Raw genomic sequence first — 10,954 nt, forward strand, 5'->3', positions numbered from 1 at the left:
GATTGGTGTGGATTTGCATAGCGAACCACGCAAAGTTGTGCATTTGAAACGAAAATCGCAGGAAACCGTCTTGTGAAGGACATTTGAAATGTCTCGCAAACGAACGGTTCTGCATTGGCTTTCCGTCCAACGGTTGGCAGTCTCGTACCAACTCGCACGAATGAAACCTAGCATTGGTATTTGCTGGCAATTGCTCGACCTTCATTTATCACCCGTTATTAGTTCTGCATTCTTTTCTCAAACCATCTCCTGTTCGTCGCATGTTGGCTGACCAGTGCCACCCAGCCCAACTGGATCGCAATGGATTCAAATCCAACTTTTTTCCAAATTGGTTCCGACCATTAAGATTCCACATACGGTAAAAGACTATTGGAGACGAGAGTTGTTTCGAAGAAGCGACGAACACCGATAAACAATTGGCCTGCGACCTTCAAAACGCAACCATTCGTCTTCTATTCGTCGGACAAGCAGTGATCTCATCCGATCGGCAATCCACACTTTCATTGGGGGCATGCACATTGAGCATTCAACGAACGGGGCTGCAGAGTGATCGATTTCGCATGAGCCCAGCCGCATTGGAACGGACCTCAATCTCAACCACAGCTGCCGTTGCGGTGATGCTTTTGGCCGGTTCGATACCCAATCGTTGCCTCGCTCAGGTTGAGCGACCGCTTACACAACGACTTCTTAGCGATGACTTCCTTCTCGCGGCGACGATCAAATTGGAATGCACGCCGCTTTCAGTCCAATTTCTGTCAGAACCAGTTTCTTTGGCCGTTGGTGGATCCGATGGTCAAATCTATGTTCATCGCATCCCCGATCTATCAGTCACGTCCAGTCATCAAGCTCACGAGTTAGGTGTTCGATCGTTGGCATTCGTGCCGAAGCAACGAATACTGATGTCGACCTCTTACGGCGAGATTGCGATTCACCGGAAGGATGACGTGCAATGGCTTGCTGACAGAACGAAATCGGTCGAGTCTGTTGCGGAGGTCTTCGCTCGCCCTGGAGTTCACTTCGGGATTTCGTTGGTTGGTTACTCAACACGGTTTTACGTCTCCTCGAAAGACCAACTCGACGTGGTCGATACGGAAAACCAACTGCTACGAACTGGATGCTATTCGGACTGCGGTAAACATCTCTGTTACGGCGATCGTCGAGGCAACATCTTCTTGACGCGTGTTGAGAAGGCAGACGACTGGAGCAGCTACCGAACCCACCGTGTTCATCGACGAACGATCCGCCGAGTGGACTCCGTCCCCGACAGGTCCCAATTCGTATCATGTGGCGAAGACGGACGAGTGGCCATCATTGACCCAAATAGAGATACGGCAGAAACGGTTGTCGCCAACTTGCCGACGAAGTTAGTCAGCTGCACCGGGATCAGCTCCTCAACGGTTGCCGCAGGAGGCACCAACAACAAAATCTATGTCATTGATTTGGCGAGTCGCCGGGTCAATCAAGTTCTAGATGGGCACCGAGGGACGGTTGTCGGACTGGATTCGAGCCGTGGGATGATCGCCAGCATCGGTTATGACTCGAAAGTCATCTTGTGGCGCCGTCGGGACGGTTCAGCTCAACCAATCTTGGGGCTCGCCAAATCGGCACCTGAAGTCGTCGAATAACAGGACGAGCGATCGACAATGTCCGAATGCGACAGCATTTTCTATTTGGATGTTGGCAAAGGTCGACATCGGATTCGTTGTAGACGCGAATTCCGCTTTCACTTTGCAGGGCGGCTGCTTGACTGGTTCGCATTGCAAGCAGCCAACTCACTCGGCAGCAGCAGACGACATTGCCGGCGGATCCGATATTTTCGCGACAACGAGGTACATGACCGGAGCGAGGACAAGAACCACCAGTGTGCTGAGAGCCAGCCCAAACGTGAGGCTGGTCGCCATTGGTGATACCACCTGAGCTTCCTTGGATCGTTCCAACAGAATCGGCATCATCCCGGCACAGGTGGTGACTGAAGTCAGCAACACGGCCCGAAAGCGACGTCGACCGCCATCGATGATCGCTTCGTGAAGTGGCAAACCATCGGCAACGCGACGATTGATGAAGTCGACCAACACAATAGAGTCGTTCACCACCACTCCAGCGAGTGCCACGATCCCAAAGATACTGAATAGTGTCAGATCGATGTTCATCACGATGTGACCGAGTATGGCTCCGATGAAACCAAACGGGATGATCGAAAGGATCAGGATCGCTTGCCAACTCGAATTGAACTGGATCGTTAACAACAGGAACATTGCCCCCAAGACGAACACGAACCCAACCACCAAACTATTGACGGTCTCATCGGTCTGCTCTTGTTGTCCGCCCCACTGCAGCTGAACACCAGGGAACTCCTTTCGGAATTCAGGAACAAAGTTCGCCTTGAGATCGGACACAACATTGAATGCATTGCCGCGAGTTTCGTCGACATCGGCCACCACGGAGATGCTGCGCATTTGGTTGACTCGACTGATTTCGGAATATCCCCGCTGAACATCGACCTCGACAATCTCATTGAGCGGCCTCTCCATGCGATCTGTGCCCCGCACGCGAATATCATTGAAGCTGACCAATGTGTTGCGATCCTCGCGAGGGTAGCGAACTCGCAGAGGCACTTCATGGCGTCCTCGTTGCAGTCGCATCACCTCTTCGCCGTAGTAAGACGCTCGGACGGTCCCCGCCACATCGGCCAGTGAAACGCCCATCGCTTTTGCATCGTCGCGAACCTTGATGCGGTATTCCCATTTGCCTTGGCGAGTGTCCGTTGCGATGTCGGATACGTAGGGGTACTCGCCTAGTTTCGCCTTGCATCGCTCAATCGCAGCGTCCAGCATTGCCAAGTTCTCACCGGTCGCCATCAGCCTCAGTTCAATCGGCAGTGATGCGGGTCCGCGAGGCGTTGCACCAAAGGCAACCGCTTCGGCGCCCGGGAATCGTCCTGACTCTTCTCGCCACATACGAACGATGTCATCACTTGATACAGTTCGTTCACCGATGTCGTTGAGCTGAATGAACAGACCACCAACGTGACCAGCGACACTGCTACCAACTTCATCACCTGACGATCCGACGGTTCGTTGCACCGCTTGAACAAACCCGCCGGGGTCGGCCGTCATCTTTTCGTCAATCGAACGCTGATTGACTTTCCAAATGGCATCTTCCAAACGTTTCGTCGCCGCGTTGGTGATCTCGACGGGAGTTCCGTCAGGATAGGTCACCTGCACGGTGATAAAACCAAAGTCAATTTTGGGCAGCAACAGAAACGGAACCATGCCGGAACGAACAACTCCCACTGACAAAATCAACAGACCGGCGAGCGTTGAGAGCACAACCGCCGGGTTTCTGAGCGACCAACCCAAGATTGGTGTGTAGATGTGATCGATGCACTTGGTCAACAGCTTTGACATCCCCGCATTTGCTTTTTGAAGCAACCACGCCAATGGACGCAAAGGCATTAGCAAGTACGTCACCACATCCAAAAAGCGACTGCGTTTGTGTGACAGGTGCGACGGCAAGATGGTCAAACTTTCGAACATCGAAATGATCAACATCGCCCCGACACACATCGGCAAAACGACGGTCAAGCGTTTGATTCGGCCTTCCATGTACATGATCGGCGCGAACGCTATCACCGTTGTTAGAATCGCCGTGATCACGGATGGCATCACTTCGTACGCACCGTCAATTGCGGCTTGGTGATAGCTCTTTCCCATCTCACGATGTGCATAGATGTTCTCGCCAACCACGATCGCGTCGTCGACGACGATCCCCAATGCGATCAAAAATGCGAACATGGATGTCATGTTGAGTGTTTGTCCGCCGAAGTGCATGTAAATGCATGCACCCAACAACGAAATGGGAATGCCAAGCATCACCCACCACGCCAATCGCATTTCCAGGAACAACGCCAAGACGATGAAGACGAGAACCAGACCCATCCAAGCATTCTTGCTCAACAGATCGAGTCGATTTTTGACGCTGGTGGATCGATCGCGCATCGCAATCAATGAGTAGCCGTTGGGAAGTGCATCGCTGCCATCCGCAACAAACTGTCGAACATCATCTGCCACTTGAATCAGATCATCGGCACTGGTCGTTTCAATCGATACCAATACCGCGGGATACCCATTGACCTCGTTGATGCTTCCTTCAACGGAGAACTCATCACGAACACGTCCAAGATCTCCGACGGTCAAGACCGCGCCACCGGGTTGGCTAACCAGCGGAATTTCTTCGATTCCGGAACCAACCGAACTTTTGTCGCTCCCGCGAAGGAGCACTTCCTGTGATCGGCCGCGAAGGGTTCCTCCGGGAAGCTCCACATTGTTCGCACGCACGATTTGCGCAACGCTTTGCAATGACAGGTTGTATTTGCGAAGCGTGTCCTCAGGAATTTCGATATCAATTTGGTAGTCGGGCGTTCCGACCAAATCCGCGACAGACACCGACGGCAACGCGAGGATTTCTTCGCGAATTTGTTCCGCGACGCGGCGAAGAGCAAGCGCGGCTTCGGCTTTGGCTTCGGCATGATCAAACTGGCGTCCCCGATTCACATCGTCGGAATCCAATTCGTCCTTGCCTGCGAAGTCGGAGAACTCAGGCACCTTCGGGCCCATCACCGCCACTCGAATCGCAGTTACAAAGTTCGTGTTCATCCGGATGTCAGGCTTTTCCGCCAGCTCAGGAAAACTGGGGATTTGCCCGATCAACGTCGTGACTTCCGTGAGCACCCGTTGGGCATCGGCTTGGTTGGCATCTGGGTCGAGTTCCAGTGTGACCGTCCCCATGCCTTCTCGTGCCAACGACGTCATCTCATCGACGCCGTCGACAGTGCGAACCGCTTCTTCGATCTTTTCTAGAATGCCTTCTTCAATCTCGTCAGGGCTGGCACCTGGATATTCGACTGATATCGACAGCACATACAGTTCGAAGTCGGGCCAAAAATCTCGACGCAGTTGCGATAGGCTGAACGCCCCCAACAACAGCACACCAACCATGACGACGTTCATTGCCTGCCAATTGTTGACAGACCAAGCAATCAAAGATTTCATCCGTCAACCCGCAAGCTCGAGTTCGCTTGAATGGGATTTGACGTCGTGTCGCCGATCGGCGGAGAGTCAGATTGCCCTGTCTTGCCTGGCCCGGCTCCTTCGCCGGACGGCGATGGTGGTTGTCCGCCCACCGGCATGCCTTCGACCGGATCGCTGATTGGCGAAACAATGATTCGAGTCGATGCCAATGTGCAAAGATGATCAAGTTCCGGTTGAATTTGAACGACAACGTCATCGCCGGTTCGGCTGACAATCGTAACGGGTACGATTCGTAGCTTTCCATCGACGTTCAGCCATAGTCGATTGCCTGGTCGAACGGCTGATTCCGCTACACGAACGAGGACCTGATTGGGTTGGGTTTCAATCGACACGTCGACGAACATCCCACGGGTCAATTGGCGGCTCGCACTTCCTTCCAGCGAAGACTCAGGCGACTCAACACGGAAAAGACACGGATAAGTCCGTGTGTTGAGATCAATGCCGACTCCATCGAGGCGTTCGAAGACGGCTGACCACTGGTGGGATTCCGATCCGATGACGCTGGAGATTGTCGCCGACACGGCAGAGTTAAAACGGTCCGCATCGGTGACCGCTTTCTCGGCCTGAGCAGGATCGCTCGCCGCCAACGTCGACAAAACGGATCGACTATTCCAGATCCAAAACATTTGATCGGCGGTCAGACTCGCTCGTACCTCGACGGCGGACGTATCTTCAATCGTGATGAACGTGGTTCCCGTTGGCAGAAACGATTGCTCCTCGACTTCTGATGACACAACCCGCCCATCGATTGGTGATTTAATCTCGCAGCGGGAAAGATCCAACCGTGCCCGTTCCAATAGCACCTCCGTGAGCGATCGTTTCTCCGTCACCAACTGCAACTGAGCAGTCAATTCACGCCGACGGTTTTCAAGTTCCACCAACGAAGCATCCGCGGCTAACTCCGCACGCCTAGCCGTATCAACTTCGGAGGCTGATGCGGCCCGTTGGGCGACCAGTGCATTGATTCGTTCGCGTTCTTGGCGAGCGATCTCGAGTTGCTTCTGGGCCAAAGATTGCAACTGCAAAGTGTTCTCAATGCCGACCTGCACCGAGTTTTCTTCGGCGGCTTCTTGTTGTGCCAACGCTTGCAGGCGTTTCACTTCCAACTCGTACTCAGTCGCATCGAGTCGAATTAGCACCTCACCCTGTTTGACCTTTCGACCTGCACGAACGTTCTCAGACAACTCGACCACGCGGCCGGCAACTTCAGAAGCCAATCGCAGCTCTCGCAAGGGAACGACCACACCGTTGACATCGATCACCACGGGGCCGCTGTGAAAACGGATGTCGTCGGTCGCAACGATCGTGACAGGAGACTTGGCCGGCTTGCTACGCTGCGGACGCTGACGTTCACCTAAGAATGTGTAGCCGTAGATCGCGGCTCCCAATACGGCCGCTGAGACGAGCAGATTGACGACAAAGTGGAGCGGTGACGAAGGCCGAGTGTCTCCCAATGCTGGCCCGGCCGACGATTCATTGGAAGCCAAATTTGTCCCGCCCGCCGACCGAGGAAGCTCGGGAGTCGACGCTGAACCGCTGCCGTTCGCAGGTGCCGCCTCGTTCGTCTCCAACTCAAAAGTGGGAGCTGTGTCTGGCTCAAGATCAGTCGATTGACGCGATCCGGACGAACCTGACTGCGGTGATCGAACGTTTGGCAAGTGAGTCATGAATTTCGCGGGAAGGACGGGTAGATCATGGTCGTCAATCAGCCGGAAGCCGGATTTCTCGATCGAATATCGCTTGGACGCCCCTGGAAGCCGGAACGCTCATTTCACAACGACAACCGCGCAGCAAGAAGCGCAGCCACGTACGCCCATTAAAACCCGTTGCCGCGCGCTATGTTCCGCAAAAAAGTCGGTTCAGGTGAGATTTGTCACTCAAATCCACGCCTCCCAGCCTGGAGGCACACCAACGCAAGGGATCTCACCGGCCGGCCGATGACGTTGGAACACTGTTTTCGCTGGATCGTTTGAATACCAAGTGGGCTGCAACTTGCTCTTTAATGGATTGCACCAACGAGCGTGTTTGTGCCTGACCAACGTCGGGCTGATATTCGTTGTCACGCTCGACATTTCCGGCACCGGGACGAATCGCTCTGAATTCGCGACCGTAGTGGCTCGAGATGACGTTTTCGACGATGGTGTTCCGTTCCGTGGAAACCTTCAACGCGATGAAACGATCACCTCGTTGCGAGTGCGTGTCATAAATCACGTTTCGCAAGAGATGGTTGTGATCTGCGATGGATGGAGTTGGCGAAGAACTGGCGACCGCGTCCACGACATAAATGGACTGCTCTCCCGCATCCACGATCACGTTCGACTCCAACCGGTTGTTCGACGATTGGATCAGCGCACCTTGCTTGGTCGCCCCCAGAACAATGTTGTTTCGAATGACATTGTTTTCCGAGGATGACAAGACAAAGATTCCACGGCCATGATTCTCGATGAGGTTGTGCTCCACCAAATTATTTATCGCATCATTCGGAAGACGAATTCCCGCGTACCCGGAGTCCAACAAACTCTTCGCGGTGATCTCATTCCAGGCCACGTAACAATCACGATGACGGCTGAGATTCACGCTGCCATTTTCGATCGATTCGAATCGGTTGTGAACAATTCGGATGCGATCGCAGTTGTTGCTGGCATAACCGGACTTGCCCCTGTTTTCTCGGAACAAGTTGGCTTCCAAGGAGATGTCCGAACAATTTTGAAGCCGAACGATCCCTCCCGCAAACTCAACATGGCGAAAGTGCAGGCGACTGACTCCATCCATCACCACAGTTCGATGCGGATTGCGTAGTGTCAGCCCCGCTATCAAAGCTTCGCTTCCGTTCATTCGCCGCGCATTGAGCAAATATGTGCGTAGCCCACGACCTTCCAAGATCGTTCTACCTGCTCCATCGCCAATGAAGTTGACGCCCGAACGCAAATTGATTGGGCGAGAGAACCGGTAGGTTCCGGAGGGAACATATACCGTATCGATATCGGCCGAATTCGCAGCATGCGAAATAGCGTCGGCCATCGCAATCGACTGATCCGCGTCGGAATCCGCACTCAAACCAAAGTGCGTGGCGTTGATGGACCGAGACGTCTCGAGCACATGATCGCCAACGATCCACTTACTGGACGGGCGATCCTTCCCTCCGGCAACACCGATCTCAGGAACCGGTGGATCATCCGATCGGGCATCCACAGCCGGAAGCAAACCAAGCGTCAAAACCATGCAAAAGAAGACAACGCAATCTCGCATGGTGGACGCCTGAATCAAGAGCGGTGAACGCCGCAGTTCTATTCCGAAACCGACTCAGAAGGAAAGTTCGCGTTCGTACTGACCGTTTGAATATCATCGTGATCATCCAATGCCTCAAGCAAAGCCAACACCTTGCCTGAAACACTCTCGTCTAGATCCACATTGGTGGAGGCGATCTGCGTCACTTCGCTAACTTCGGTGTCCATGCCTGCTTCGTCAAAGGCGACTTCCAGATCGCTGAAGGCTTCGGGACTGCAAGTCACTTGAACTTTGCCATCCTCGTCGACCTCAACGTCATCCGCCCCGTTCTCGAGAGCAAGCTCGGTAACCTTTTCTTCGTCCGCACCTTCGCCAAATACGAAAATACCCTTGCGTTCAAACAGGTAAGAGACACATCCCGTCTTCCCCAGCTCTCCACCGAACTTACCGAACATGGTTCGCAACTCGGGAGCGGTGCGGTTTCGGTTGTCCGTGAGCGCCAAACACATCACAGCGACACCGCCGGGACCGTAGCCCTCGTAGAGGACTTCTTCAACGGCATCGCCATCAAGCTCGCCAGTGCCTCGTTTGATCGCCCGCTCGATGTTGTCCTTGGGCATTGAAACAGCTTTGGCGTCATCGATCGCTTTCCGCAACCGGATGTTAAGCGAAGGATCACCTCCGCCCATCTTCGCCGAAACGATGATTGCTTTGCTGAGCTTGCTCCACATCTTTCCCCGCTGAGCGTCAACGCGCCCTTTGCGGTGCTGGATGTTCGCCCATTTACTATGACCTGCCATGAGTGTGTCCTTCCGGTTTGGATCAATCGTTGTTCACTGGAGTGCGATCGCGTCCATCGGAATCGGACCGATCCTCACTGAGATCAGCGGGGTTTCCGCTTGGTCAATTTACGGTTGGTGGCTTTCTTGCCAGCAGCAGAACTGGAGGAGTCGGTCGAGGCAGATTTGCTGGTGGTTGTCGACTTCTTCTTGGCCGACTTCTTCGGAGCCGCTTCTTTCGCACTACTGCTTGGCTTGGCATTGCTGCCGGACTTCTTCGCAGGCGCCTTCTTGGTTGTCGACGTTTTGGAGGATTTCTCCCCCGCGGACCTAGTCGTCTCAGTCGATTTGGACGCCGTCTTTGAAGCCGATGTCTTGCTGGACTTTTTCGCAGTACCAGATGTCGAGCTTTTGGCCGTACTGGAGGACTTGTCCGTCGTCGCCTTCTTCTTGGTCGACTTGGAACTGGCAGCAGCCTTGGCTTCTGCCTTCTTCGCTTCCGCGGCCAAACGCGCCTGCGACTCGGCAGCCTGTTCAGCAGCTGACTTTTGTTGAACCGAAGACTTGGTCACGCGGCTGCCTTTTTTGGCGCTTCGCTTGACCAAAACAGCCGACTTTGCTTCTGCTTCTTCTGCGGCTTCCGCCTCAGCTTCTTGTTTGGCCGCTTCACGTTCTTCTTTCTTACGAGCTTTCACTCGTTTGATCGCGGCTTCTTTGCTGGTCAACCATTCGTCGAGTTCTTTGGAACTTCCTTTGGCAACCGACTCAAGGAACGTCCGAGCGTTCTTGTCCTTTGGATCCATCAACAGCGCAACGGCTGGTTGATGCATCAAGGCTGCAAACTCAACGCCCTTGCTCTTTGGCACGGCACGTTCGAGACCGGGAACGCGACCATCGGATGCTTCCGCTTGGCTGGCGATACCGGTGACCAACATCACCACCATGGCGGAATAATCGATTGGAATTGAGTGCCCACCGAGTCCGTGCTGAATGATGTAGCTGAGCACGAAGGGAGTCATTGAGGACATGCCTTCGAACTTCGCCACGGCTTTGCCGAGGTTCTCCTTTTTCAGGTGATCCAGATCAAAGCTGTAGAACTCTTCAAAGATCGCTTGAAGAATGGACTTCAGACGTTGGGCGGCTTTGTTCGGATCCGGAAGACTCGACAAAACGGCGGCCAATTCGGTCACCGTGGTGACGCGGACTTCGTTCCAATCGAAATAATCTTGCTCCAACTTCGCCAGGCCTTCGTCGGCCAAATCAGCGGGGCAGTCTTCGAGCAGGCAGGCATACAGCGCGTGTTCGAGGAGAGGACGCGACGGGGTGGCGGGGGCCACGTCGTAGTGTTTTTTCAAAGCTGTCTGCAGCTTTGTAATCAGTTTCGCGCGGTTAGTGGCTGACATCTAAATGCGGTAATCAATCGTTTGAGTGGGGAGTGGCGTCTTCGCCAGAATCATTTTGGTCACGATCGTCGGTCGCGCCTTCTTTTTCTTGCTGAATCCGGGCAAGAATCTCGCTCACCGTCATCGCGTTCTCTTGGCCACGATCGACCTCGAACCGCAACTTGGGCGTGTAACGGGTATCCATTCGGTTGGCAATTTTGCTCTGCAGGAACCCTGCCGAGTTTTGCAGTCCACGCAGTGACAGGTTCTTCTGGGTCTCGTCGCCCATCACGCTGACCTTCACTTTGGCTTCGCGCATATCGGGTGAAACCTCGACCCCGATGACCGTGACATCACGAACACGCGGATCGCGGACTTCGGTCACGATCGCATTCGCGACCACTTCGCGGATCGCTTCGGCGGCTTTGAGCAAACGTCGACTGGACAAAAGACAAACTTCAACAGAGAGGAGCGT

At 54.0% G+C, this 10,954-nt stretch carries 7 protein-coding genes; 1 reads left to right on the forward strand and 6 read right to left on the reverse strand.

Going from position 1 to position 10,954, the window contains the following annotated elements:
- Nucleotides 1-560 precede the first annotated feature (560 nt).
- The gene (locus RB_RS11055) at nucleotides 561-1,625 is read left to right on the forward strand and encodes a protein kinase (protein WP_231846404.1); all 1,065 of its coding nucleotides are present in this window, start codon (nucleotides 561-563) and stop codon (nucleotides 1,623-1,625) included.
- A 147-nt stretch (nucleotides 1,626-1,772) separates the two neighbouring features.
- On the opposite strand, the gene RB_RS11060 is transcribed toward RB_RS11055, so the two are convergent.
- The 6 genes from RB_RS11060 to rbfA all read right to left on the reverse strand — a co-directional run bounded on the left by RB_RS11060 (nucleotide 1,773) and on the right by rbfA (nucleotide 10,927).
- Nucleotides 1,773-5,051, reverse strand: coding sequence for an efflux RND transporter permease subunit (locus tag RB_RS11060; RefSeq protein ID WP_011120478.1), 3,279 nt, complete (start codon nucleotides 5,049-5,051; stop codon nucleotides 1,773-1,775).
- Nucleotides 5,048-6,757, reverse strand: a complete 1,710-nt coding sequence (locus RB_RS11065) for an efflux RND transporter periplasmic adaptor subunit (protein WP_011120479.1) — start codon at nucleotides 6,755-6,757, stop codon at nucleotides 5,048-5,050. Before RB_RS11065 ends, RB_RS11060 begins: the two co-directional genes overlap by 4 nt.
- Nucleotides 6,758-7,013: 256 nt before the next feature.
- Entirely contained in the window at nucleotides 7,014-8,339 is a 1,326-nt protein-coding gene (locus RB_RS11070) for a glycosyl hydrolase family 28-related protein (RefSeq protein WP_164921873.1), read from the reverse strand.
- Between the two features lie 38 nt (nucleotides 8,340-8,377).
- Entirely contained in the window at nucleotides 8,378-9,118 is a 741-nt protein-coding gene (locus RB_RS11075; RefSeq protein ID WP_007340094.1) for a YebC/PmpR family DNA-binding transcriptional regulator, read from the reverse strand.
- 83 nt (nucleotides 9,119-9,201) lie between these two features.
- Nucleotides 9,202-10,500, reverse strand: coding sequence for a hypothetical protein (locus RB_RS11080; protein WP_011120482.1), 1,299 nt, complete (start codon nucleotides 10,498-10,500; stop codon nucleotides 9,202-9,204).
- A 13-nt stretch (nucleotides 10,501-10,513) separates the two neighbouring features.
- Nucleotides 10,514-10,927 (reverse strand): 30S ribosome-binding factor RbfA, encoded by a 414-nt coding sequence (gene rbfA / locus RB_RS11085; protein WP_007325039.1) that lies wholly within the window; start codon nucleotides 10,925-10,927, stop codon nucleotides 10,514-10,516.
- Between the last annotated feature and the right edge of the window lie 27 nt (nucleotides 10,928-10,954).

The organism is Rhodopirellula baltica SH 1 (genome assembly GCF_000196115.1).
GTDB lineage: Bacteria > Planctomycetota > Planctomycetia > Pirellulales > Pirellulaceae > Rhodopirellula > Rhodopirellula baltica.

What these genes read in the sequence shown, in the direction of transcription:
- RB_RS11055 (WP_231846404.1), top strand. Translation starts at nt 561, where the DNA reads ATGAGCCCAGCCGCATTGGAACGGACCTCAATCTCAACCACAGCTGCC.
- RB_RS11060 (WP_011120478.1), bottom strand. Translation starts at nt 5,051, where the DNA reads ATGAAATCTTTGATTGCTTGGTCTGTCAACAATTGGCAGGCAATGAAC.
- RB_RS11065 (WP_011120479.1), bottom strand. Translation starts at nt 6,757, where the DNA reads ATGACTCACTTGCCAAACGTTCGATCACCGCAGTCAGGTTCGTCCGGA.
- RB_RS11070 (WP_164921873.1), bottom strand. Translation starts at nt 8,339, where the DNA reads ATGCGAGATTGCGTTGTCTTCTTTTGCATGGTTTTGACGCTTGGTTTG.
- RB_RS11075 (WP_007340094.1), bottom strand. Translation starts at nt 9,118, where the DNA reads ATGGCAGGTCATAGTAAATGGGCGAACATCCAGCACCGCAAAGGGCGC.
- RB_RS11080 (WP_011120482.1), bottom strand. Translation starts at nt 10,500, where the DNA reads ATGTCAGCCACTAACCGCGCGAAACTGATTACAAAGCTGCAGACAGCT.